The 23,967-nt window shown below is 46.2% G+C and carries 20 protein-coding genes; 15 read left to right on the top strand and 5 right to left on the bottom strand.

Going from position 1 to position 23,967, the window contains the following annotated elements; genetic code table 11:
- Positions 1-147: 147 nt before the first annotated feature.
- From NYE45_RS00825 to NYE45_RS00850, 6 genes are all read left to right on the top strand, one after another.
- Positions 148-2,439: a helix-turn-helix domain-containing protein gene (locus NYE45_RS00825; protein ID WP_340015204.1), complete on the top strand. Its 2,292-nt coding sequence runs from the start codon at positions 148-150 to the stop codon at positions 2,437-2,439.
- A gap of 445 nt (positions 2,440-2,884) precedes the next feature.
- On the top strand, positions 2,885-4,474 hold the full coding sequence (locus tag NYE45_RS00830) for an extracellular solute-binding protein (RefSeq protein ID WP_340015205.1): 1,590 nt from the start codon (positions 2,885-2,887) through the stop codon (positions 4,472-4,474).
- A 131-nt stretch (positions 4,475-4,605) separates the two neighbouring features.
- Positions 4,606-5,505 carry an ABC transporter permease subunit gene (locus tag NYE45_RS00835; protein ID WP_062837760.1) on the top strand — a complete coding sequence of 300 codons (900 nt, stop codon included), beginning with the start codon at positions 4,606-4,608 and terminating at the stop codon, positions 5,503-5,505.
- A gap of 70 nt (positions 5,506-5,575) precedes the next feature.
- Complete coding sequence (locus NYE45_RS00840) at positions 5,576-6,448, top strand: carbohydrate ABC transporter permease (protein ID WP_062837759.1); 873 nt, start codon at positions 5,576-5,578, stop codon at positions 6,446-6,448.
- A gap of 49 nt (positions 6,449-6,497) precedes the next feature.
- Positions 6,498-7,448 (top strand): TIM barrel protein, encoded by a 951-nt coding sequence (locus NYE45_RS00845; RefSeq protein ID WP_340015206.1) that lies wholly within the window; start codon positions 6,498-6,500, stop codon positions 7,446-7,448.
- A gap of 254 nt (positions 7,449-7,702) precedes the next feature.
- Positions 7,703-9,454, top strand: coding sequence for a hypothetical protein (locus tag NYE45_RS00850; RefSeq protein WP_340015208.1), 1,752 nt, complete (start codon positions 7,703-7,705; stop codon positions 9,452-9,454).
- Between the two features lie 147 nt (positions 9,455-9,601).
- Here the strand turns inward: NYE45_RS00850 and NYE45_RS00855 are convergent, their stop codons facing one another.
- Positions 9,602-10,054, bottom strand: a complete 453-nt coding sequence (locus tag NYE45_RS00855; RefSeq protein WP_340015210.1) for a hypothetical protein — start codon at positions 10,052-10,054, stop codon at positions 9,602-9,604.
- Positions 10,055-10,378: 324 nt separating this feature from the next.
- On the opposite strand from NYE45_RS00855, the gene NYE45_RS00860 reads away from it, so the two are divergent.
- The 3 genes from NYE45_RS00860 to NYE45_RS00870 all read left to right on the top strand — a co-directional run bounded on the left by NYE45_RS00860 (position 10,379) and on the right by NYE45_RS00870 (position 14,440).
- Complete coding sequence (locus NYE45_RS00860; RefSeq protein ID WP_340015211.1) at positions 10,379-12,112, top strand: tetratricopeptide repeat protein; 1,734 nt, start codon at positions 10,379-10,381, stop codon at positions 12,110-12,112.
- A gap of 174 nt (positions 12,113-12,286) precedes the next feature.
- Positions 12,287-13,246, top strand: a complete 960-nt coding sequence (gene trxB, locus NYE45_RS00865; protein ID WP_169482107.1) for a thioredoxin-disulfide reductase — start codon at positions 12,287-12,289, stop codon at positions 13,244-13,246.
- Between the two features lie 162 nt (positions 13,247-13,408).
- The gene (locus NYE45_RS00870; RefSeq protein ID WP_076333536.1) at positions 13,409-14,440 is read left to right on the top strand and encodes an AI-2E family transporter; all 1,032 of its coding nucleotides are present in this window, start codon (positions 13,409-13,411) and stop codon (positions 14,438-14,440) included.
- Between the two features lie 168 nt (positions 14,441-14,608).
- Here NYE45_RS00870 and NYE45_RS00875 read toward each other — a convergent pair whose 3' ends face one another.
- From NYE45_RS00875 to NYE45_RS00890, 4 genes are read right to left on the bottom strand one after another with little or no spacing between them, the layout of a single operon-like run.
- Entirely contained in the window at positions 14,609-15,214 is a 606-nt protein-coding gene (locus tag NYE45_RS00875; protein ID WP_340015212.1) for a response regulator transcription factor, read from the bottom strand.
- Positions 15,211-16,350, bottom strand: coding sequence for a sensor histidine kinase (locus tag NYE45_RS00880; RefSeq protein ID WP_340015213.1), 1,140 nt, complete (start codon positions 16,348-16,350; stop codon positions 15,211-15,213). Before NYE45_RS00880 ends, NYE45_RS00875 begins: the two co-directional genes overlap by 4 nt.
- A gap of 9 nt (positions 16,351-16,359) precedes the next feature.
- Entirely contained in the window at positions 16,360-17,097 is a 738-nt protein-coding gene (locus NYE45_RS00885; RefSeq protein ID WP_340015214.1) for an ABC transporter permease, read from the bottom strand.
- 1 nt (position 17,098) lies between these two features.
- Positions 17,099-18,007, bottom strand: coding sequence for an ABC transporter ATP-binding protein (locus NYE45_RS00890; protein ID WP_340017284.1), 909 nt, complete (start codon positions 18,005-18,007; stop codon positions 17,099-17,101).
- A 366-nt stretch (positions 18,008-18,373) separates the two neighbouring features.
- On the opposite strand from NYE45_RS00890, the gene NYE45_RS00895 reads away from it, so the two are divergent.
- From NYE45_RS00895 to NYE45_RS00920, 6 genes are all read left to right on the top strand, one after another.
- Positions 18,374-19,324, top strand: a complete 951-nt coding sequence (locus NYE45_RS00895; RefSeq protein WP_062837749.1) for an ROK family glucokinase — start codon at positions 18,374-18,376, stop codon at positions 19,322-19,324.
- Positions 19,325-19,375: 51 nt separating this feature from the next.
- Entirely contained in the window at positions 19,376-20,275 is a 900-nt protein-coding gene (gene rapZ, locus NYE45_RS00900) for an RNase adapter RapZ (RefSeq protein ID WP_017691251.1), read from the top strand.
- Positions 20,276-20,288: 13 nt separating this feature from the next.
- Positions 20,289-21,275 (top strand): YvcK family protein, encoded by a 987-nt coding sequence (locus tag NYE45_RS00905; RefSeq protein ID WP_017691250.1) that lies wholly within the window; start codon positions 20,289-20,291, stop codon positions 21,273-21,275.
- Positions 21,276-21,281: 6 nt separating this feature from the next.
- Positions 21,282-22,220, top strand: a complete 939-nt coding sequence (gene whiA / locus NYE45_RS00910; protein WP_340015215.1) for a DNA-binding protein WhiA — start codon at positions 21,282-21,284, stop codon at positions 22,218-22,220.
- A gap of 258 nt (positions 22,221-22,478) precedes the next feature.
- Entirely contained in the window at positions 22,479-22,748 is a 270-nt protein-coding gene (locus tag NYE45_RS00915) for an HPr family phosphocarrier protein (RefSeq protein WP_017691248.1), read from the top strand.
- 156 nt (positions 22,749-22,904) lie between these two features.
- Complete coding sequence (locus NYE45_RS00920; protein WP_340015216.1) at positions 22,905-23,657, top strand: SIMPL domain-containing protein; 753 nt, start codon at positions 22,905-22,907, stop codon at positions 23,655-23,657.
- The last annotated feature ends 310 nt before the right edge of the window (positions 23,658-23,967 follow it).

The raw sequence follows: 23,967 nt of genomic DNA on the forward strand, positions 1-23,967 counted from the left end.
TGCTTTTGACTCTGCGAATTCAATTCTTGCTTTGCTGCTTGGAGGCTTGTGCTATAATAACATAAAATCAGTTATGATAGCGTTATCATATAGTATTCAGCCCTGAGGTGAGATGGATGCTGAACAGTAGAACCACGGCTGAGAACATTGGCATCGTGGAGTGAGGAGTGGGGTCTATTGTCTCGTAATTGGTACTACCGGTTACTGTTCTCGTATTTCCCGATTTTTTTTCTTACGGTGACCATACTCATTATCATCGCGTTTGTCTTCATTAATGACATCTCCAAGGAGGAAACGAAAAAAGCAGACCGGATCTCCTCCAGTTATATGTTAGACACGGTGGATCGTACAATCAGAGATATTGAACTATCTATCCTTGAAACGGCACAGAGCCAGCAGGCCTACAAACTCTATTTTAATAACACAAACCAGACCAGCTCAGACACGGTATATGCGGTTGCGCAGAGTTTACGTGAGCTAACCAATTCGTCCTCATGGATTCAATCCATCTATCTGTATGACAAGCGAAATAAACATGTACTGACCGTAAGTGGTTCCAGAGAAGTGGAAAGTTTCTCGGATAAGGCATGGATTGATCAGATGGCAGCTGGTTCTATCGGTTCAGGCTGGCAGCCGGTCCGTGAATTCGATGCGGACTCTGTTCAGCGTACCCCGATTCGTGTATTAACGGTGAACAAGGATATGCCTTTGCCTTTTGGCTCTCAGGGTACACTGGTCATTAATATCAAGATGAGCAGCATTGAACAGAGCGTAGACAGTATGGTTAATGGTCAGCTCTCGTTCCTGACAATTACGGATCGGGACGGTAAGGTTGTCTACAATGCACACTCGGACCAAGAAGGCTCGATAGACGGTCAGGAACTGAATACGCTACCGCTAGAAAGACTAGGCTGGACAATATCCAGTGGAATTAAAGCCGGCAACTTATTTGGCTGGGTATCTGTCGTGTCTTATGTATGGGTAATCATTGCGATTGTGACTGTCCTCTGTGCGATTGTGTATATCGTGTACATTACTCGCCGTAACTATAAACCCATTCAGATCATCATGAACCGGATTGAGTCTCATCAGATTCGGGCGTTTGAACACTCGGGGGCTCGCACGGATGAGATGAAGATGATTGACGGTGTGCTTGAAAATCTGATTAATCATATGATGGATTATGACAAGAAAAGCAGGGAAAATGTACTCATGCAGCGCAGCAAGTTGTTCAATGCCCTGTTGCATGGGGAACACATGGAAAACGCAGCAGAGCAATTAAAAGAGCTTTCTCCACTGAATGATGTGTATGACTCGTCGCGCTTTGTCGTTGTTGTTGGAGAGATTAACCGTTATGAGAAGGGTTTTCAGGAGAGGTACACGAGAGGTGAACAAAATACGCTGAAGTTTGCCTTGATGAACGTTTTGCAAGAGCTGTCACGTAATACGGGAGTACAATGCTGGACGGAATGGATTAGTGTAGATCGAATTGCGATCCTTTTTATGTTCAAAGAACAGAGTGATAACAACCTGGACATGTCTGGGCAGATTCGTGTTGTAGCTGAGGAATGCAAATCCTGGGTAGAACAAAATCTACGTATTTCCTTAAGCTTCGGTATTGGACCTATTGCTCAGGGAGTTGGTGCAATACGAGATTCCTATGCGGCCGCAGAAGCGGTAATGCAACGCAAACTGTTGATGAATGGAGATGTCGGCCAAGCCGATTGCGGCGAACCACAGCATCCTTTACTGGATACCTATACTTATTTGCAGATGATTGCGGACTTTGTTAAGCGGTTCCGGATGTCGAGTGGACAGTGGCGGGAACAGTTGGAGGAGATCTTTACAGCATTTGAAAAAAACAAACTGCCGGATGACGAGATTCGTTCTCTGATTCAAGCCATGTTACAGATGCTCAGCCGAGAGGTGGCCATGATGTCGGAAGGGCTCCAGGAAGAGCTGTCCGAAGAAAACATCAACAGATGGTTAAGTACTGTGGAAGAGGCAGAGACGCTTACGGATGTGAAAAATCTTTTGTTCGAAGGTCTGACAGACTTGTTTAGAACATATGTGGCGGTAACGGAAACCAAGAGTTACAAAGCCATGGTCAACGAAATGAAAAATTATATCGAAGAACAGTTTGCGAATCCGGATCTTTCATTGAAACATCTGAGCGACCGATTCCAGATTACGGGCAAACATGCGAGTTATTTGTTCAAGACAGAATTCAACATGAAGTTTGTTGATTTTGTTACAGAGCTGCGCATGAAGGAGACGGAGCAGCTTCTGCTCAATACGGATTACTCTTTGCAGGATATTGCCCTGAAGGTTGGGTATGCAAATGGAATTACGTTGGGACGTGTATTTAAGCGGGTAACGGGCATTACACCAGGAGATTATCGTCGTTTGAAACGTGAACATCGAGAACCCGAAGAGTAACGCAAAAGTGATCATATTCTGAGATCTGTACATCAGGATAGACAGGGTGAATTTCATGCAGTCACTTTCCACCAGGAGAGCAGGCTTGCAGAGGTTCGCCCTGTTTTCGTTGAACAGTTCTCTGGTATCCGAGATCGATGCAACTGTTTTCGCAGGATAGCAAGCTAATATTCCTGTTTTTTCTCGTTTACGAATATAGGCAGTGTGTGAAAATGGTTTATCCGAATGGGGACAGGCAGTTCCGAGTCGTGAGGTGTTGTGAGCCATCACAGCCTAGAGCAGCGCAGCTTTGGGAAAATAATCAGTCTGCGAAAATGTGCTTAACATATAAACCATAATCCGTTTGTAAGCGCTTCCGAAATTGGTTTATTGCTAGAGGTCGGAAAGATGTGGAATACTCGGAGCAAGCCTTAAACATTCACGCAAAGTAAAAGGGGATGACAAAATGATTGGAAAAGCAACCAAAGGGAGTAAGAAGAAATGGATGGGTCTGGCACTTACGGTAGTAATGGGAGTGTCCTTACTTGCGGGGTGCTCGTCTGCATCAGAAAAAGAATCAGCAGAAGGCGGGGCAACAACTAATGGTGAGCGTGTTACTTTGAAAGTGGAGGTTTTCGATCGTGGTAACAGTCCTTCTCCACATACGATTACGAACAACTACTTAACTAAATTTGTTCAAGAGAAATTCGGCGATCCGAATAACATTGATGTGCAATTCGTACCTGTTCAACGGTCAGAAGAAACAACCAAGCTCAACGTGTTAATGGCCAGCCCCAGTGACGTTCCAGATATTGTGTTTGTATACGACTCCAGTGTGTTCTACCGTTATGCTCAGCAAGGTGGTCTAACTGACGTAGGTGAACTTCTTAATGAACATGCACCTAACTTAAAAGAATATCTCGGCGATGACCTGTTGAAATTCGGTCAGCTTGAAGGTCAGCAATTCGCTATTCCGGGTAAACGTGCCATTACGGCTCGTTACAACTCATATATCCGCCAGGATTGGCTCGATAAAGTCGGCATGGAAGCTCCAACGACAACGGATGAGCTGTACGAAACGTTGAAAGCATTCAAAGAGAAAGATCCGGGCAATCTGGGCAGCAAAAACATCCCAATGGGTATGGCACTTGCCCCAGCGCAGTACGAAACACTGATTTACTCCTTCATTAAACCCGTACAAGATGGGCTTACGTACAGTCAGCGTTACGAGCTACCATTGCATGATGGCTTCAAAGATGCGATGCAGTTCCTTAACAAGCTTTACAATGAAGGTCTGATCAGCAAAGACTTCAGTCTTGATGAAGAAAAAACGCAATTGGTCAAAGACTTCCAGAACGGTAATATTGGCTACATGTCTGAGGACGTAGGTCAGATTCTGTATGCAGATGGTATGCTTGATAATTTGTATAAAAATGTACCGGATAGCAAAGTTGTAGCAGTTGACGCTTACACCAACTCGAATGTAGACAATAAACACATCAAATCACGTTATGGTAGCAACGGTATGTACATCATGATTCCAAAAAGCAGCAAACGTTCCGTTGAAGCAGTGAAATATCTAGACTGGATGGCTTCTGGAACGAACTTGCTGGAGATGAACACGGGTGTCGAAGGTGAAAATTACGATATGGTTGATGGTGTTCCAGTTGTTAAAGATGATGCACCACAGGATGTCAAAGATCGTCTCTACAACGGTGGAGACATGGCCATTATTGCCAACGGTAAAGTAGTTGGAGATCAGGCAGCCAATGAAGCCGCATGGATTGCAGGCTTCCCAGAACGTAACCATGAACTGATGAGACAGTCTATTGATATCGCTAATACGGATACGGTCGGCCCGGTTATCTTCAGCAAACCAATTGAAGCAGAATCTAAATATGGTACAGCGCTAAATGATAAGTTGAAAGTGCTTATTGTGAAAACTGCGATGGCTAAACCGGCAGAGTTCGAAGCGGTATATGAAAAAGAAATAAATGATTTCATGTCACTGGGTGGCACTGAGCTGAAGAAAGAGCTTGAAGCAGCACTTCAGTAAGCGTTATCAAGTAAACAGATTTATCTTATGATTATTAAATCAATATGTAATTTACCGCATAACTTTAGAAGGAACGCGTGCCGCCAGTATGGGCGGCACAGCCGTTTCTCTGTTGATAGGAGGAAACCGACTTGACCATCACATACTTGAAAAGGTATTGGCAATTATATGCGCTCATCTCACTGCCTCTGATCTACTTCTTGATCTTTCGTTACGGCCCAATGTACGGGGTTCAGATCGCTTTTAAGGATTTCAACTTGTTTCAGGGCATCAACGGGAGTGAGTGGATCGGTTTCGATGCTTTCCGTGAAGTATTTGGAATGCGGGACTTCTACACCACATTACGAAATACCTTCATGCTAAATTTCCTCGACCTGCTTGTTTCGTTCCCTGCTCCAATTATATTGGCCATCATGCTCTATGAAGTTCGATTCAAATGGTTTAAAAAAATATCGCAAACGATTCTGTACATTCCTCACTTTATCTCCTGGGTTATCATCGGGGGAATTGTATACCAATTGTTCGGTAATCAATCCGGTATGGTTAACGGTGTGTTGGAGAGTATGGGCTTAAATTCAATACCATTTTTGACAGAGAAAAACCCATGGCTTGTGACGTACCTGTTCACAGGTGTCTGGCAAAGTGCAGGATGGGGAACCATTCTATATCTGGCCGCATTAACCGGCGTCAATAAGGAATTGTTTGAGGCTGCCGAGATTGACGGAGCTTCAAGACTGAAGAGAATCTGGCATATTACGTTGCCAAGTATTAAGCCAACCATTGTGACCTTGCTCATTCTTAATCTCGGACATATGGTCAGCATCGGTTTTGATCGGCCTTATATTATCGGTAACACAGCCGTACGTGAATATTCAGATGTACTTAGTACGTTTGTATACAGGGTCGGCCTTGAATCAGGACAATACACGCTGGCAACTGTCGTAGGACTATTCCAGGCTGTTGTAGGGCTAATCTTTGTACTTGGCTCTAACTATATTTCGAAAAAGGCAACCGGCGAAGGCATTTTATAAGTTATCAAAGCATGAAAGATACGCCAATCGGCTTGTATGTATAGACCATCAGCAAAGGAGCTGTGCGCATATGAGTGAACGCACCTCAAATCGGATTTTTGATATCGTTAATATCTCCTTTATCAGTTTGTTTGTTATATTCTGTCTGGCTCCATTTTTGCACACCATTGCGATATCGTTAAGTTCTAACCGGGCTATTACTTCGGGAGAAGTAACCATTTTTCCTAAAGAATTCAACTGGGATGCGTATATTCAAGTATTCTCTGATCAATCCATGCTCTACTCACTGGGCTTTACGACTGTTCTGACAGTGGCAACCACAGTGTTGTGCATGTTATTCACACTTGCTGCTGCATACCCGCTAACCAAGAAAAAATTGAAAGGGCGCAAGCTCTTCATGTATGTCATCATCATTACGATGTTCTTCAGTGGCGGGATGATTCCCGAGTATTTGCTCATTCGTGATCTCAATATGCTTAACTCAGTCTGGGCACTGATCCTACCGGGACTGGTGAGTCCATTTAACCTGATCATCCTGATCTCATTCTTCAGAGGCATTCCTGAAAGTCTGGAAGAATCAGCAGAAATTGACGGCAGCTCACATGTACACACGCTATTCAAAATCATACTGCCATTATCCATGCCTGTACTTGCCACATTAGCGCTATTCTACGCAGTTGGCCGCTGGAATGGATTCCAGGATTCACTGTTGTATATTAATGATCCCAAGTTGTATCCACTACAGCTGAAGCTCTTCCAAATGGTTCAAAACAACATGGTAAGCGAACTTACATTGATGGAAGGTGCTAACCGCACACCACTGACTCCGGAAAGTCTCAAAGCAGCTACAGTTGTATTCGCAACGGTACCCATTCTGCTTGTCTATCCGTGGCTGCAAAAGTATTTTGTCAGCGGTGCCATGCTTGGCGCGGTAAAAGGTTGATATAAAACTACTGGGTAAGCTCCAGCCGATGGGAAGGAGAAGGAATCAGATGCAGCAAAAAGATAAAGGTATATATTCATTTTCGACGTGCTGGAATATCCGAAAACATGATATTGGGGAAGACATGATACGGGAGATTGCGGATCTCGGCTTTCGCCGAGTGGAGCTCAATTATAATGTGACGAAGGAAATGCTCAAGACGATTGAGCCCATGATTGAACGCGGAGACATCGGCGTCTCCAGTGTTCATAACACGTTTCCACATGACCCTGATCCCGATTATGGTACGGATTCTATCTTGCTTGGCTTCGAAGATGAAGTGAAACGTAAGCGGGCAATCGAGTTGCTGGTCGAGTCGGCTGAATATGCCCAGCGTTATGGTGGAGAAGCTGTTGTTGTACATCCCGGAGAAGTACCTTTTCCTCAGGATATCAGCAAAGATCTTGGAAAGCTCTACAACGAGGAAGGTCCGGATTCACCGAAGTATCGCAGCAAATGGGCGGAACTGATGGAGCGGCGAGAGGCACTCAGTTCTGGCTATGTGGAGAAAATTATCGCCAGTCTGGATGAGGTGTGTAATCGAGCGGCAGCTAAAGGTCTGGATGTTCGTTTTGGAATCGAGACGAGATCCAGACCGCAACAGATTCCTACCCTTGCCGAGGCCAAGACCATCATCACAGCTCTTAAAGGAGCTCCAGTTGGTATCTGGTACGATACGGGTCATGCCATCATGATGGACCGACTGGGTCTCTATGATAGTGTGGGAGAAATGCAGGGGCTGATGGATGATATCGTAGGTGTTCATATCCATGAGACACTCGGTCTCTCTGATCACTGGTGCCCTTATGTACACAGTAAGGACATGAACTTCTATGATGCCTATCTGCCGATGATTCGCCGGGCACAGGTGAAAGTATACGAGTTGAAGTCTGCCTGTAAGGCAGAAGAGATCCATGAGAGTCATGACTTGCTAATGAAGAAGTTTGAAGTGGCAGAGTAGGAACGGTGATATGGGGAACCGTGTGCTTGTTAACAACGTGTGTTAACTACTGTTTCCTCGGTGATGAAGACCCATAAATATGTAGTGAATTAAGAACGGATTTTCTAGCGACTTTTGTCGGTAGATGGTATATACTGACGAGAAAAATGAACTCACCTACGGGCGGTATGAGTAAGCTTCCGGTCTGAATTGAAGGGGCTGAAGCAACATACTCCGCACATCGGGAGAATGCATTGGTATGGAGGGGACTGCATATGTACAAACAACTGGTGGACAGTAATGACAGAGCGGTAGAAAGAGGCATATCGCGGCAGATGCTTGACCCGGAAAGCCGTTACTATGGAGGGACAATTGATCCCTTCACAGGTGTTGCCTGGGTTAACCACACGACTGGAACGCCTACGGATATGTGTTACTGGGGAGCTGCGATCTCCAATCCGGATTCCATCTATTACCGGGATGAGGCGTTGTTAAATCGACTGCTGTTAGCTACGGAATACGTACTTCGCTTCCAGCATGAAGATGGTTCAATATCGCCTGGCTGGACTAATTACCATTCCCCTCCCGATACCGCATTTGTCGTTGTAGGGTATTCGCAGTTATATCAGCTTCTTCAACAGCAGGATTGGGAGCCACTGCAACCTGTATTGAACAATATGAGGCTGTTTCTGGAACGTACAATCCCAACCATGCTTACGGGAGGCTGTCATACGCCTAATCATCGCTGGGTGCTATGCGCGGCGCTCGGTTTCTTGCATGAGCTATTTGATCTGGAGGAAGCTGTGCAGCGCGCAGAGCAGTGGATGGATGAAGGGATGGATATTACTCCCAATGGGGAGTGGACAGAACGAAGCAATGGGATATACAGCGCAGTTAGCGATATCATGTTAATTCATGCTGCACGCCTGCTCAATCGTCCTGAACTGCTGGAACCGGTGAGGCTCAATCTCCGCATGATGGTGTACCTTGTGCATCCAACGGGTGAGATTGTTACGGATTATTCAGGTCGACAGGATCTGGGCAGTGTTCATGATCTGTCGCCTTATTATCTACCTTATGCCATTTTGGCCCGGCTGGATAGTGATCCACTCTTTGCCGGCATGGCAGCCTGGGCAGGAGATACATTAACAGATCCGGGAGTATGCTCAGTGAATACGCTCATTCGGTTGATGCTTGAGCCAGAGCTTCAGCAGGCGATTGAGGCACGTGATGCATTACCGGAACAGTATGAGGTTATGCTGAATGAGCATTTTGTACGCGACGAATATCTGGAGCAGATGGACGCAGTAGGGCATCATGGACGTATCTCGCATAGTCGTATGCATACGGACTTTGGTGCTCCCGTAGCCCGAATTCGGGATGGGGCTACTAGCGTGACGGTGATGACAGAAGTTCCTTCTTTCTTCGCTCTTCGTCATGGAAAAGTGCGTCTGTTGGCTGTGCAACTGGCTTCATACTTTAATCCAGGATATGTACCTATGCAGCAAATGACGAGGTTGTCCGAGGGATATCAACTGACTGGCGAGCAGAAAAAAGGCTATTACGGTCCAGTCCCTGCGAACCTGTTGCCAGAATCGGCTGCATCAGCCATCAGTCCATGGTACTTGCTACCTCATCAGAGCCGTCAGCTCACTCATGAGCAGACATTCCGTGTAGGGGCAGAAGTGCAACCAACGGAAAACGGATGGACCATGCATCTCTCGGGGCAGGAGCCGGAAGACATTATGATGCAGCTATCCTTTGTATTCGGAAGCGAAGGTGAGCTGACCTGCGAGGATGCCATTGAAACGAGTGAGGGTCACTATCTGTGGAAAGGCGGTACGTTACGCTATACCTGCGGAGAAGACTGGCTGGAGATCACCGGGGGTGAGCTGGGGCATTTGGCCGCTTCGGTGCGGGAGGCGAAACTGCCAGACAAGTGCAAGGTTGTGCTGGTCAATTTCATGACGCCGTTTGATAAGACCATTCATATTTCACTTTCGCCTTCGATGGCGTTGAAGCTTTAAGTCATAACTGTAGAAGACCGAGCCTTTGGGCTCGGTCTTCTTTTTTTTATGGCTGATTACGGCGAAGTTCACTATATTCCCACTGATGCACCCAATCAATAGGAAGTGATTCGGATATTAAAGGATACGTCTCATAATTGTGACCTATTATTTCAGTTGCTCTAACGCAGTTTCAATTGGTTTAGTTATTAGAGGATTCTCTTTGGTATTACTCCAGTAAACGATGAGAACATTTTCTTTCTCATATAGAAAAGGCAATGTTGTAAAATGGGCACCTTCCATATTCTTATTGAATTCTGTAGTCCCTTTCATGCGATCCTTTTCAGAGTTGAAAATATAAAAATGTATAAATTCAGGGTTATCCGGTTCTTCTGCAGCTTGCACCTCAATGGAGTACACCTCAGGTATAACATCATTTAATTTCATTGGATACCCGGTTATGCCAAAGGATACTAAATTCAGTTTTTGAGATTCAAGCGCTGTTACTACATCATCTAGTGTGAGAATATTTTCTTCATTTTTTATATCTTCTGAACATCCGACCAAGGCAAACAAGCATATTAAAATGAATACAAGTGGTTTTATTTTCGAGATAACCAATATACCATCTCCTTAAAAATAAGAATGATGTTGCCTTGTAATATGAAGTGACACCGGAGCTAAAGAATAAAAAAAGTCTCACGTATTTGATTCGTATACAAAGCATTTATGAAAACCATTCACAGCAGATTCAGATCATGAGCTACATTTATCTTACCATAACCGAAAGAAGCCAGTTGAACGCCCTTACCCGACAAGGATGGAAGGTCATCGTTATTTGCATTTTTTTCATAAACGACATGAAACTACATATTGAGAAGTGGGCCTTAAGATGTGGTATACTGAAGAGTATGAATGAAATGCAAAGAGGAGGTGCCTTGGAAGATGAAGGGCAAGCTAGTGCGGGCTGAGGGACACCTTGCCAATATTATACCGATTCACTTGGATGCTTCTTTCTTTTTTGAAAGAGCTGTCCGCTCGCTGGACCGTAATCATGTCGACAAGGCATTAAAATATTTTCGCAAAGCTGTTGAATACGAACCGGAAAATCCGGTGAATCATTGTAATATGGCGGGTATTTTATCGGAGAAGGGCGATTATGAAGCGTCCAATGCCATTCTGGCTAACGTGCTGGAAGTGGTAGATCCGTCGATGACGGAATGTTATTTTTACATGGCGAACAATTATGCAAATATGGATCGGTTTGAGGAAGCCGAGAAAGCACTTGTTACCTACTTGGAGGAGGACACCCAGGGTCAGTTCATGACGGAAGCTGAAGAGATGATGGAGCTTCTGTACTATGAGCTGGATCGTCCGGCCAAACTGAATCGAATTAAATCACGCAAAGGTGTAGTGGAGCACGATCAGGCACGGGAACTGTTGGAAGAGGGGAAATTCGCACAGGCTGCTGAGCTGCTCGAAGGCATGTCATCGGATTATCCTGACTACTTGGCTGCCCGTAACAATCTGGCACTTGCCTACTATTATATGGGGCTGTTTCCCAAAGCCAAAGAGACCATTGCCGAAGTGCTTGAACAGGAGCCCGGTAATCTGCATGCACTCTGTAATCTGGCCATTTTCCATCAAAATGAGAATCGGGCTGATCAAGTGCTGCTTCTGATCAAAAAATTGCGTGTCATCGTGCCGTTCCAGCACGAACAAGTCTACAAACTGGCTACCACGATGGGAATTCTGGGCCAACACGATACGGCTTATGTTCACTTCCGTCGTTTGCTCAAGGACGAAGAGACAGCTGCTGATCCGGCACTTGCTCACTATGCAGCAGTGGCGGCTTATAATACAGAGCGTTATGACGCTGCTGAGCGTCTATGGCATTATGTGTCCAAGCTTGATCCGGGTTCCGAAGTATCTCGGTACTATCTGTCCGGTCTTGAGGCCGTACGGCAAGGCGAGCAAGAGCCGGAGAAGCTGAGTTATCACTATCATCTGCCGTTTGACGAGCAGTTCAGACAGTGGGAGAACTATGGTAACGGCATACCTGAAGAAATGAAGAATGATCCACTGATTCGTTCATCGTTCTTCTGGGCTTTGCGACATGGTGATCGGGCAACCAAGCTGCAGGTTATTCATGCACTCGGGATGATCGGGGATTATGAGGTGCAGCAGGCGCTGCAATCCTTTATTGAAGAACCGGGAGAAGAACAGGATCTGCTTGAGGCAGCACAAGCTGTGCTGGATGGATTGAAATCGGCTGAACACGAGGAGCAGAATACTCAGGTGGTTCGACCGTTTTCTCCTGTAGCCTTGAAGACTATTGGGAAGGCTCAACCCACATCGGAGCAATCGGAGACTCACTCAACTTCCCATTGGCAGGCTGTTGTTGATCGTGCGCTTCAGATGTCTGAGGCGAAGGCTGAGTTGCAGCAAGAGATGGAACGGCTCTGGACGGACTATGTAGCCCGGGTACATCCCGAGGTTCCGGGTACGAAGCAGATTGAGGGCTGGGCTGCGGGACTTGAATATTTGGCTGCCAAGAATCACAGTCGACCTGTTACCTATCAAAGCATCGCTGAGCGGTATGGGATATCGGCATCAACGGTTAGCAAGTATGCTAAACAGATCCATCGGGTTTGTAACAGCAAACCACCACTTGTATAGAAAGAAAATTCGCTTTAACTCGTTTTCAGAAAGACATCATCAGGTGAAGGATACAACAACCGGGAAAACGGGTAAACTTAACGAATGGGCCTCGTAAACGCCTGTAGGATATCATCTTGGCAAGTTCATCGCTAGTACAACACACTCTCACCTTATTAAGGAGGCTGTATCTATATGTCTAAATACAGAACGATTGTGATCGGAACGGGACCTGCGGGTCTGACAGCAGCGATATATCTAGCTCGTGCTAATCTGAACCCACTGGTTATCGAAGGTCTTCAGCCGGGTGGTCAATTGACGACGACAACGGAAGTTGAGAATTTCCCTGGTTTCCCGCAAGGTATCATGGGTCCGGAACTGATGGACAACATGCGTAAGCAAGCAGAACGTTTTGGAGCGGAATTCAAAAATGGTTGGGTTGAAGAGGTTGATTTCAGCAAACCTCCCTTCAAGGTCAAAGTTGGAGGAATGGGTGAACTGGAAGCTGAATCGATCATTATCTCCACAGGTGCTTCCGCTCGTTATCTCGGTATTCCGGGCGAGCAGGAAAATGTGGGACGTGGTGTAAGTACATGTGCGACATGTGACGGCTTCTTCTTCCGCGGCAAAAAAATCGTGGTCGTTGGCGGTGGTGACTCCGCGATGGAGGAAGCGAGTTTCTTGACTCGTTTTGCAACGGACGTCACATTGGTTCACCGCCGCGATGAGTTACGTGCATCGAAAATTATGCAAGATCGGGCTCGCAGCAATGAGAAGGTGAAGTGGGCACTGAACCGTACTCCTCTTGAGGTCGTGCCTGAAGCGCTGGGAGTCAAAGGGCTGAAGGTGCGCAACAACGAGACGGGGCAGGAAGAGTTGCTTGAGGCGGATGGCGTATTCGTTGCCATTGGTCACACGCCGAATACCGGGTTCCTGGGTAATGCGATCGCACTGGACGAACATGGTTATGTTGTGGTTAAACCGGGAACGACGGAGACCAATATTCCGGGTGTATTTGCCTGTGGTGATGTTCAGGATACGAAGTATCGTCAAGCCATTACGGCAGCCGGATCAGGTTGTATGGCCGCGATGGATTGCGAGAAGTTCCTTGAAGGAAGCATTGTGCATGACTGGAGCGAAACGCTGGATAAGTAAGCATGACATGCGTGAGGTTAGGCATATGTTAGGAATAAGAGACAACGGGAAGTCTCATGAAATGAGAGAAGCCGGAAGGCTTCTCTTTTTTTGAAACTACAGTGGGCATGAGTTCGTATACATATGGGGCATATTAGCTGTGAGGTGAAGATTTTGGGGGAAATGATAAAAGATTGGTTACAGAATGCAACAGTGAGGCGGTTTTTGATTCTGCTCTTGTTCTGTTTAATTTTGTTCAGTATGGGGAGTATGCTTCACATGATTCTGCTGTTGTTCCTGGTGACATATGTCATGAACAGGCTGCAGCACTTCATTACAGGTGGTTTGAATCGGTTATTTAAGATCAATTATAAAGTCGTGGTCATCCTGCTCTATATGATCGTTATCGCAGTGATTGTGCTGGGTATCTCCAGATATTCACCACGGATTGTTGATCAGGTCGTTCAGTTGACGAACGAGATTATGAAGTTTCTGGATAGTGCGGACGGTGATAATTTTGCTTCCAAGATTGCGGGTTACCTTCAATCCTTCGATATCAAAAACTACACCAATGATGCATTGAAATATATTTTCGCTTTGAGCAAATGGTTGGAGTTTATTCTGCTCGTTATCATTCTGAGTCTGTTCTTCTTGTTGCAGAAGCAGGAGATATCCAAATTCACATCCAAGTTCAAAACAAGCAAAATCGGGTGGTTCTATACTGAAGTAGCTTACCTTGGCGACAAGTTCGTTTCTTCTTTCGGTAAAGTTATTGAGGCTCAATTGCTGATTGCCGTATTCAATACGGTGCTGACAATGCTGGGGCTCTGGATTCTGGGTTATCCGTACTTGTTCGCGCTGACCATTCTCGTATTTATGTTAAGTTTGGTGCCAGTGGCAGGGGTGATCATCTCTCTGGTGCCGCTCTGTCTGATTGGATATCAGATGGGTGGACTGAAACTGAGTATTATCGTGATCATCATGATTATTATCATTCATGCGTTGGAGACGTATTTCCTGAATCCAAAGCTGATGGCACACAAGACCAAATTACCGATGTTCTACACCTTTATTGTGCTGATTCTGTCGCAACACTTCCTGGGGATCTGGGGACTGATCATTGGTATTCCAATCTTCGTCTTCCTGCTCGATATTCTGGATGTAAACAAGATGGAGAAGACAGAAGAGCCGGTACGTGTGGAAACGAAGTTATAATGCATAGCTGAAGAACGGCTGAATGCTGTGTAATAACGATGTGTATAAAAAGATTAAAACGCCTCCAGTTCGCTGGAAGGCGTTTTTTCTATGCCATACACCAGAAGGTGTAATGGATCGTGAATGAAGTTCTATCTGGACCATATGTCGTGCTTCGTGAACAAAGTCCTATGACAGCCAGCCTTTCTCCTCGGCAATGGAGACGGCCTCCATCCGGTTCTTGGCAGCCAGCTTGGCGAAGGCCTCCGATAAATAGTTACGTACGGTCCCGTAGGAGAGATGCAGGGAGGCGGCAATGTGATTGGCATTCATCCCGGTGGCAGCCAGCTTGAGCACTTCCTTCTCCCGTTCCGTTAGTGGGTTGACGGCTTTGGCTGCGCCAAAAACGAGCTCAGGTGAGACTTCCCGCCCACCGTTCATTACACGTCGAATGGCCTCGGCCAAACGGTCACTGGGCTCATCCTTGAGCAGATAGCCCTGAACTCCGGCTTGTATAGCCCGTTCCAGGAATCCAGGTCGAGCAAACGTTGTGAGGATGATGATCCGACAACTCAGACCAAGCTGCTGAATGCGTTCAGCCACATCAAGTCCACTCATCACAGGCATTTCAATGTCCATCAGGCAAAGATCTGGCTGAAGAGTAGCGATCTGCTTCAGAGCTTCCTCTCCATTACCCGCTTCTCCAATGACTTCAAAATCATCTTCAAGATCAAGCAGGGAGGCTAGAGCACCACGCAACATACGCTGATCTTCGGCAATTAATATACGAATCATAATGATATTCCTCCTTGTGGCTCGCTGGCGATTAAGGGAAAGAAAAAGACGACCCGGGTTCCTTTAGAACCGGAGGAAATCTGAAATGACCCATCGATCAAATCCAGACGCTCGGACATTCCCTTCAGTCCATTTCCGTGATGTAAATCTGAATTTAGGCCAATACCATTATCTTGGACCATAATCCTGATTCCATCGGGTATTCGTTCCAGTTGAATGATACCTAAAGTGGCTTTGCTGTGCTTTACGATATTTGTCACGGACTCAAGAATGCAGAGACTTGCCATGTTCTGAGTCAAATCAGGCACATCAGCATAAGATCCTTGTTCTCCGATCAGTCGCAGTTCAATGTTGGCACTTTTCAAGGTTTCTTTGGCATCAGCCAATGCCTCCACAATGCTGATTGCCCGCATATCGGAGACGAGTTGACGTACTTCTCGTAAGGCAGCACGGGAGGTGCGCTCGATTTCGCGTGCTTCTTGAATGGCACGTTCGGGGTTTTTGGTGATAAGTTTGTTAACAAGCTCACTCTTCAATGTAATCAAAGAGAGCGTGTGCCCCATCGTATCGTGCAGATCCCGGGCAATGCGCATGCGTTCTTCTCGTTTGATCAGCTCTTTAATATGCTGTTGCGCTTCATCAAGCTTGGCTTCCAACTGCTGCCGATCTAGCATGGTTTTGATGCCATAGGGAGATATCAGCATGATCAGATAAAACGGAATAAAGAACAGCAGCTGCTCGGTACGAAGTTGATCGAGGGCTATGGTAATGACCATCGGAATGGTCTGTATGACAGCGAAGATAAGCAAAAACAAGCGAAAGGCACGCTTTTCCGAATACCATCCAATGAAATTCGCTGTGAAAAATCCAAGAAAAAACATGTTAGGATTAATGATCAGGCTAAGAATGAGAACACAACCCATTTGCATACAGAGCCAATAGGAAAAAAGATATGTGCCTGCGTTCATGTAGAGTTGTCGATAGGTAAGGACGAAAACGATAAAAGCTGTGATTCCGATGTATTGCTCAAGCCCCTGGGCATTCCACAGATAGTATAAGGGCATGGCTAAATAGATCATCCAGATATATGGATAGACACCGTATCGTTTAGGGAAAAGTTCAAAACCTTGAAGCATGCGTCGAAATTACGCCTCCTTCTGTTTGCTGCGGATATATGTGGATAGTAACATAAATCCCACCAGATATGCTGCCAAAAGAAGGATATCTCGCATATGAGGCATATCTCCAGCTATGAGGACCCATGCTCCGTTGCCGAAGCTGTGTGAAGGCAACCAGCTGCCGATCTGCCTCAGCCAGTCTGGCATGACATCAAGGGGCATCCACATACCTCCAAGCAAGGCGAGGGAGAGATACAGGGCGTTGCTCAATCCGCTGGCAGTGTCTACCCTGCGGAACGTGCCAATGCATGTACCGAGCGCAAGAAAAGGCAAAGAGCCAGCCAGAATCCAGAGCGCAGAACCAATCCACTGTGATGCCATGAGGGAAACACCGTTAATCAGATAACCGGATATAAAAATAATGATAATCGAGCACAGGTGGATGAAGGTCTGACCAATCATTTTACCACCAAAATAAATGGAGTTTGGTAGCGGTGTAACTCGAAGATAGGTAACCCAGCCGTGCACCCTCTCCTGAACAAGACGAATACCAAGAGTCATGATGGATGAGCCCATCACGCTGAAGCAGGTCATGGACATCAGATAGTGTGCATTCCATTGCTGAGCATCCACAGCATCTGTGGTAAATATGCGGGTATACAGGATATAGAATAGTACAGGCATCAGTAAAGACCAGAATACAAAATAGACATTACGTGACATGCGAAGCATCTCTACTCGGGATTGGGCCAGCAGCATGGACATCTTAATGATCCTCCTTTATGGTTTCGAGCAATGTTGCGTAAGCATCGTCGAGCTGTCCGGCTTCAATGCGGATCTCCTGAACGGGAAGCTGAATGGTAATGATGTGGCGAATGAGTGCATCTGTATCTTGGGTATGAAGAATGCATCGATTTTTACGATATTCGATCTTGTCTACCCCGGACAACCCTTCAACTTGAGTGCGAATGTCTAAATCTGAGGAGAATGAAAAGGATAGTGTTCGCTTCGTGATTTCGCCTTTGATGCTGTCGGGTGTTCCGTCTGCAACGATGGAGCCTTCATTGAACAGGATAATTCGATCGGCAGCTTCATCTGCTTCGTGCAGGTAGTGGGTGGTAAAGACCACAGTTTTGCCTTGCTGCGCAAGCGCACGGATCTGTATCCAGAAATGCCTGCGGGTCTCGGAATCCATTCCGACAGTAGGTTCATCGAAGAAGAGAACGTCAGGGTCACCGGTCATGGCCAGTGCAAAATTCAGGCTGCGCTTCTGTCCGCCGGATAGCTTTTCTGCTCTTCGATTCAAGTCAGCTGGCGCAAGACCGGTTAAGCCTTCAATCACGTCTGTATCCAGCGGGGTAGGGTAGTAGCTGTGAACCATGCGAATAATCTCTCGGACGGTAAGTCCGTCCATGACACTGACATCCTGTAACATGACACCCATGCGTTGACGAACCTGTTTATGATCCGGTGCCATTCCCAGGACAGTCACTTCACCAGAGGAAGGGCTGGACAGGCCGAACATCATTTTCATGGTGGTTGTTTTGCCAGCACCGTTGGGTCCGAGTATGGCCACAATCGAGCCGCTAGTGATATTTAGTGAGATATGCCGAACGGCATGCTTGTTTCCAAACTGCTTGCTTACGTTGTTCAGCTGGATAACCGTTGAATCCATATTCATCGTATTCACGCCCCTCGTCTGTTCAATAAGATAATTTCATCTTACGGAAAAAGTCGTGGGTGATTTAGTAAGCATTGTCATGACTTTCAGGTGACAGTTGTCATCTTTTATGAATGGAACGAGTGAACATGAAATATCATGAGTTGAGGCTTCCCTTTCTATGAGGGAAGAATAAAGCTTGCTTTTTAATAGGAGAAAGGGAGGATGTATACGTATTCAAAAATGGTGTGTGATGTGGTTCACAACCCCGGCGGAGCAGGAAGGACTTGAGGTCTTATCGTCTTGACCCAGGCGTATCCTTCAATTATAGTTGGTACGTAGGACTTAAACTATTTTAGATAGATAAAGGTGGCTTGCAGCATGTCTGAGAAAATCTACGTTGGGGTCGATCTCGGCGGAACAGCAATCAAGGTCGGTATATGCGATGAACAAGGTCAGCTAATGCATACGTATGAAGGACCGACTGAAGTGGATAAGGGCGTAGACACGGTCATCGCCAACATCGAGAAGTATGTCCGACATATCGTAGCCGAATCACCTTACAGTTGGGAACAGCTTGAGGGTGTAGGTGCTGGAGTGGCCGGTTTCACGAATGTACGTGAGGGAATTATCGTTCATGCCCCTAACATCGGATTTCGGAATGTAGCCATTCGTTCGATTCTGGAGGAACGTCTGGGCAAGCCAATCAAAATAGATAACGATGCGAATGTAGCTGCACTGGGTGAAGTGTGGGCAGGTGCGGGCAAAGGCGTAGACAATTGCGTATGTTATACACTCGGTACGGGCGTTGGCGGAGGCTTGATCCTGAATGGTAACATCTATCAAGGCTTCTCTGGTATGGCTGGTGAGCTGGGTCATATCAGTGTTGTACCTGATCTGGAGGCCATCAAGTGCGGCTGTGGTAAAATGGGATGTGTAGAAACAGTATCGTCTGCAACGGGTATTATCCGTATGGCAAAGGATGCTGTAGAACGCGGTGATCATACGTCACTGGCACTCGTTGACAAGATTGCAGCCAAAGAAGTATTTGATGCTGCCAAAGCAGGCGATGAAGTGGCGCAGCGTATTGTAAACCGTGCGGCCTTTTACTTGGGCAAGTCCATGGCTACTGTAGCAGCTGTCATTAACCCGGAGATGTTCATCATTGGTGGTGGCGTATCCAAAGCGGGTAACTTCCTGTTTGATGAAATACGTACCGTATTTGCTAAGTTAACACCGGAACCGCTGCAAGAAGGGGTTCAGATTCTGGAAGCTACACTTGGTAATAATGCAGGTATTGTAGGTGCAGCAGGTCTTCTCTTGCGTTCCTAGTAACCTCGTAACAATATATGAAGACAGCAATATGATAAGGAGGGGACATTTATGCTTGAAGGTGAAGGCTCACCAGGCACAGGCGCCACGCTCATTATCATTACGGGCATGTCCGGAGCAGGTAAAACCATTGCAGTACAGAGCCTGGAGGATCTGGGTTTTTTCTGTGTGGATAATCTGCCACCGGTATTGATTCCAAAATTTGCGGAACTGATTGAACAGTCAAACGGTAAGATCGGTAAGGTTGCATTGGTTATCGATCTTCGCGGGCGTGAATTCTTTACGGCTCTGTCCGAGTCTTTGAACTATATTAAAGATCATTTTACCATTCATTGCGAAATTTTATTCCTGGATGCTACAGATTCTGTACTTGTTCAGCGTTACAAAGAAAGCAGGCGCAGACATCCGCTGGCTCCTGAAGGTATGCCGTTGGACGGCATCCGGTTGGAGCGCAAGATGCTGGAGGAACTCAAAAACTCCGCTACACAGGTACTGAATACAAGTACAATGAAGCCTGCTCAACTGAAAGAACGCATCATATCCCGCTTTTCTCATCTGGAAAGCCAAATGCTGTCGGTGAATATTACTTCGTTTGGATTCAAGTATGGCATTCCGATCGATGCCGATCTGGTATTTGATGTACGTTTTTTACCGAATCCGCATTATATTGATCATTTGCGTCCGAATACGGGACAGAATAGTGATGTGTATGAATATGTTATGAAATGGCCAGAGACACAGGCGTTTCTGACAAAGCTGCTGGATATGCTGCATTTCCTGATTCCGCAATACCGGAAGGAAGGCAAAAGTCAGGTTATTATTGGAATCGGCTGTACCGGAGGCAAGCATCGTTCGGTAGCAATATCGGAATATTTGGGCAAGATGTTGGGAAGCAGCGAGACTGAAGCTGTCACCGTGAGCCATCGCGACGCTGACCGGGACCGTCATTAAAGAGGGTGAAGGGATGAAAGAGGCCGGACCACGAAGAGAACGTCCGAGAATAGTTGTAATGGGCGGCGGAACCGGATTATCCGTGATGTTGCGTGGTTTAAAAGAAAAACCGCTGGATATCACGGCCATCGTCACAGTTGCAGATGACGGTGGAAGTTCAGGCATCCTGCGCAATGAGCTACAAATGCCGCCTCCGGGCGACATTCGCAACGTGCTTACGGCACTGGCTGATGTAGAACCATTGCTTTCAGATATGTTGAAGTACCGTTTCAATACAGGCGCGGGGCTTGCAGGCCACAGCTTGGGGAATTTGATTTTGGCTGCAATGACGGATATTTCGGGCGACTTCGTGACCGCGGTGCGGGAACTTAGCCGCGTGTTTGCCGTTCGAGGTGAGGTATTGCCAGCCGCAGGCCAGGCCGTGGTGTTGCATGCCGAGATGGAAGATGGGACAATTATTACAGGTGAGTCCAAGATTCCGGAGGCAGGTGGACGCATCAAACGCGTTTTCCTTGAACCGGATCACGTGGAGCCGTTGCCAGAAGCGGTAGAGGCTATTCGTCAAGCTGACGCCATTCTGATCGGACCAGGCAGCCTCTATACAAGCATCCTTCCGAATCTGCTCGTACCGAAGCTGGCTGAGGCTGTGGTAGAGGCTGATGCGGTGAAGATGTTTATCTGTAATGTGATGACACAGCCGGGAGAAACAGATAACTATACGGTAAGTGACCACCTTAAGGCGGTACACGAGCATATAGGTCATCAGCTCTTCGACTATGTTATCGTAAATAATGGTGATATTCCGCTGCAAGTGCAGAATAAGTATGCGGAAAAAGGAGCAAAACCGGTTGTATTGGATATGAATGTACTCGAAAGTGCCGGCTATCAGGTGGTTGCAGATACCCTTGTTCTGTTCAAAACCTATCTGCGTCATGATGCCGACAAGTTAAGTCATCACATCTACCAACTGGTACAAAATTGGATGTTACGGAAGAGGTGAAGTCCCATGTCGTTTGCAGCACAGACCAAAAAAGAATTAACCATGATCGAGAGCGAACCGTGCTGCGAAAAGGCGGAACTTTCAGCCCTCATCCGTATGCTTGGTGCGGTGCAGTTATCGAATAAAAAAGTGATCTTGGATATTTCGACGGAGAATGCCGCCATTGCAAGACGGACATACTCTCTGCTTAAAAAGCATTTTCAAGTGCATACGGAATTACTGGTACGCAAAAAAATGCGGCTGAAAAAGAACAATGTATACATTGTTCGTATTCCAACCATGGTACAGGAGATTCTCAATAGTCTTCATATTGTATCGGAAGGTTTTCTGTTCACACCAGGGATTCATGCGGAGCTGTTTCAGCAGAACTGTTGTAAACGGGCCTATCTTCGCGGTGCATTTCTGGCAGGTGGATCGGTTAATAATCCGGAAGGTTCCTCCTACCATTTGGAGATTGCGTCCATGTATGAGGAGCACTGTCAGGCACTGGTCGATCTGGCGAATGAATTTCATCTGAATGCCCGGTGTATAGAACGGAAAAAAGGATTCATCCTATATATCAAGGAAGGCGAGAAAATCATTGAGCTGCTTAGCATCATTGGTGCTCATCAGGCCTTGTTCAAGTTTGAAGACGTACGGATTATGCGCGACATGCGTAACTCCGTTAACCGTATTGTCAATTGTGAGACGGCCAACCTGAATAAAACCATCGGAGCGGCGGTAAGGCAAATCGATAATATTCGGTTGTTGCAAAAGGAAGTCGGTCTGGAATCGCTACCTGAGAAGCTTCGCGAAGTGGCGGAGGTTCGGCTCGCTCATCCGGATATCAACTTGAAGGAAGTGGGCGAACTCCTTAAAGGTACAGTCAGCAAGTCGGGAGTGAACCATCGGCTTCGCAAGATTGATGAGCTGGCTGAGAAAGTGCGCACAGAACGTTATGGTTAAGACGGAGTAGGGTAAAGTAACAAGGTCGGCTGATTCTGTTGAACAAAAACGGAGCAGGCAAGCCTGATGTAAAGGAGCCAGAAGAGTCACTCGGGCAGCTTGGTGCCATGTGCAATGGTGATGAAATGGGGCATGATAATGCCCTCCAAAGCACCCTGAGTTTTTTCTTCTAGTGTCCGGCACAGGTTAATGTTATAATGTTGTATAAATATAATTGTGTATTTAATGTCCAGATTTCATAATAGGGGGTAAGTTTCCATGACAAAGCACCCGGTAGTTGTCCGTTTGAAAACGGGTCTCCATGCCAGACCTGCGGCACTGTTCGTTCAAGAAGCGAATAAGTACTCATCTGAAGTGTTCGTCGAGAAGGACGACAAAAAAGTTAATGCAAAAAGTATCATGGGGATCATGAGCCTTGCGATCAGCACAGGTACGGAAATCCAGATTAGTGCAGAAGGCGCGGATGCCGAACAGGCTGTAAACGCTTTAGTTAGTCTGGTAAGCAAGGAAGAGCTTGAAAACCAATAAGATATGATTCTTTCAATGAAGAAGTCCCGAAAGGGGCTTTTTTGCGTTTTTATTGTTTTCGCTATCGTCAAGTGCAACATTATGCAATTTGTCCCGTCTGTTAAGGTATCAAATGCTTTAAAGTTTGAGATGTTAACACATAAGGGGGCTATCGTGATGGGTAAACAATGGATGAAACCGTTTGGTGCGGTGCTGGTGGCAAGTACGTTGCTTGTTGGAGGAACAGCATGGGTTGCACCAGGTAACTATGCTTACGCTGCAGAGGTTCAGGGCGTACAACAGAATGTGATTAATGTCGTGGGTAAAGGTGAGATTCAGGTGAAACCGGATATTGCTTACCTGTCCATTGGCGTGAACAGTACTGCAGAGACAGCTGCATCTGCCCAAAAAGCAAATGCTGCCAAAGTTCAAAAGGTATCCAACTTGCTGAAGAATACGTGGAAGATCAGTGCAGATGACATTCAAACCAGTCAGTTCTCTGTACAACCGAACTATACTTATAGTGAAAAAGACGGACAACAAATTAAAGGATACACAGCGCATCATACGCTGACGGTCACATATCGTGAGATGGACAAAATCGGCGAGCTGCTCGATGCTGCTTCACAAGCAGGTGCCAACAACATTGAGAACGTGCGCTTTACTGTAGAAAATCCGGAAAGTTATGAGTCCCAAGTGATTGAGAAAGCTGTTGCCAATGCCGATGTGAAAGCTGGCGCCATTGCAAAAGCAGTTAAACGTCAACTGGGTGCTGTTCTTTCCGTGAGCCAAGGCGATGCCAATGTGCCTGTATTCTATGCAAGTGAGGCTTTGATGTCCAAAGCACAAGATACAGCAGGTGGCACTGAGATTGAAACAGGCCAGGTTAAAGTGAGCACAATCTTGAATATCACGTATGAAATGAAATAAACAAGATTGAACTAAGAATGTAAGCACAAGTAATCTTTCAAGTGTCATTTGAGGGAGTACAACGAAATAATGACAAAGACTTTGTCCCCGGGACAAGGTCTTTTTTGTTGCAAAATCAAACTTTGATGAAGTTAGAAGGCATGATACCCTTTTGAAGCTGCATGAAATGCTGTTTTTTGGTATCTTTTTTGTATAGTTTTTCGTGACAAAAAGGTCATATCCCGTTATATTTTCCCTCTGATATTCATCAACATTGTAACTCCAGCTGTAAACCTTTCCGAAATTGGGTTAATTATAATAGAGAGGTGAG

The organism is Paenibacillus sp. FSL K6-1318, assembly GCF_037976905.1.
GTDB classification, from domain to species: domain Bacteria; phylum Bacillota; class Bacilli; order Paenibacillales; family Paenibacillaceae; genus Paenibacillus; species Paenibacillus amylolyticus_A.

What these genes read in the sequence shown, in the direction of transcription:
- NYE45_RS00830 (WP_340015205.1), top strand. Translation starts at nt 2,885, where the DNA reads ATGATTGGAAAAGCAACCAAAGGGAGTAAGAAGAAATGGATGGGTCTG.
- NYE45_RS00840 (WP_062837759.1), top strand. Translation starts at nt 5,576, where the DNA reads ATGAGTGAACGCACCTCAAATCGGATTTTTGATATCGTTAATATCTCC.
- NYE45_RS00845 (WP_340015206.1), top strand. Translation starts at nt 6,498, where the DNA reads ATGCAGCAAAAAGATAAAGGTATATATTCATTTTCGACGTGCTGGAAT.
- NYE45_RS00850 (WP_340015208.1), top strand. Translation starts at nt 7,703, where the DNA reads ATGTACAAACAACTGGTGGACAGTAATGACAGAGCGGTAGAAAGAGGC.
- NYE45_RS00860 (WP_340015211.1), top strand. Translation starts at nt 10,379, where the DNA reads ATGAAGGGCAAGCTAGTGCGGGCTGAGGGACACCTTGCCAATATTATA.
- trxB (WP_169482107.1), top strand. Translation starts at nt 12,287, where the DNA reads ATGTCTAAATACAGAACGATTGTGATCGGAACGGGACCTGCGGGTCTG.
- NYE45_RS00870 (WP_076333536.1), top strand. Translation starts at nt 13,409, where the DNA reads ATGATAAAAGATTGGTTACAGAATGCAACAGTGAGGCGGTTTTTGATT.
- NYE45_RS00875 (WP_340015212.1), bottom strand. Translation starts at nt 15,214, where the DNA reads ATGATTCGTATATTAATTGCCGAAGATCAGCGTATGTTGCGTGGTGCT.
- NYE45_RS00880 (WP_340015213.1), bottom strand. Translation starts at nt 16,350, where the DNA reads ATGCTTCAAGGTTTTGAACTTTTCCCTAAACGATACGGTGTCTATCCA.
- NYE45_RS00885 (WP_340015214.1), bottom strand. Translation starts at nt 17,097, where the DNA reads ATGTCCATGCTGCTGGCCCAATCCCGAGTAGAGATGCTTCGCATGTCA.
- NYE45_RS00890 (WP_340017284.1), bottom strand. Translation starts at nt 18,007, where the DNA reads ATGGATTCAACGGTTATCCAGCTGAACAACGTAAGCAAGCAGTTTGGA.
- NYE45_RS00895 (WP_062837749.1), top strand. Translation starts at nt 18,374, where the DNA reads ATGTCTGAGAAAATCTACGTTGGGGTCGATCTCGGCGGAACAGCAATC.
- rapZ (WP_017691251.1), top strand. Translation starts at nt 19,376, where the DNA reads ATGCTTGAAGGTGAAGGCTCACCAGGCACAGGCGCCACGCTCATTATC.
- NYE45_RS00905 (WP_017691250.1), top strand. Translation starts at nt 20,289, where the DNA reads ATGAAAGAGGCCGGACCACGAAGAGAACGTCCGAGAATAGTTGTAATG.
- whiA (WP_340015215.1), top strand. Translation starts at nt 21,282, where the DNA reads ATGTCGTTTGCAGCACAGACCAAAAAAGAATTAACCATGATCGAGAGC.
- NYE45_RS00915 (WP_017691248.1), top strand. Translation starts at nt 22,479, where the DNA reads ATGACAAAGCACCCGGTAGTTGTCCGTTTGAAAACGGGTCTCCATGCC.
- NYE45_RS00920 (WP_340015216.1), top strand. Translation starts at nt 22,905, where the DNA reads ATGGGTAAACAATGGATGAAACCGTTTGGTGCGGTGCTGGTGGCAAGT.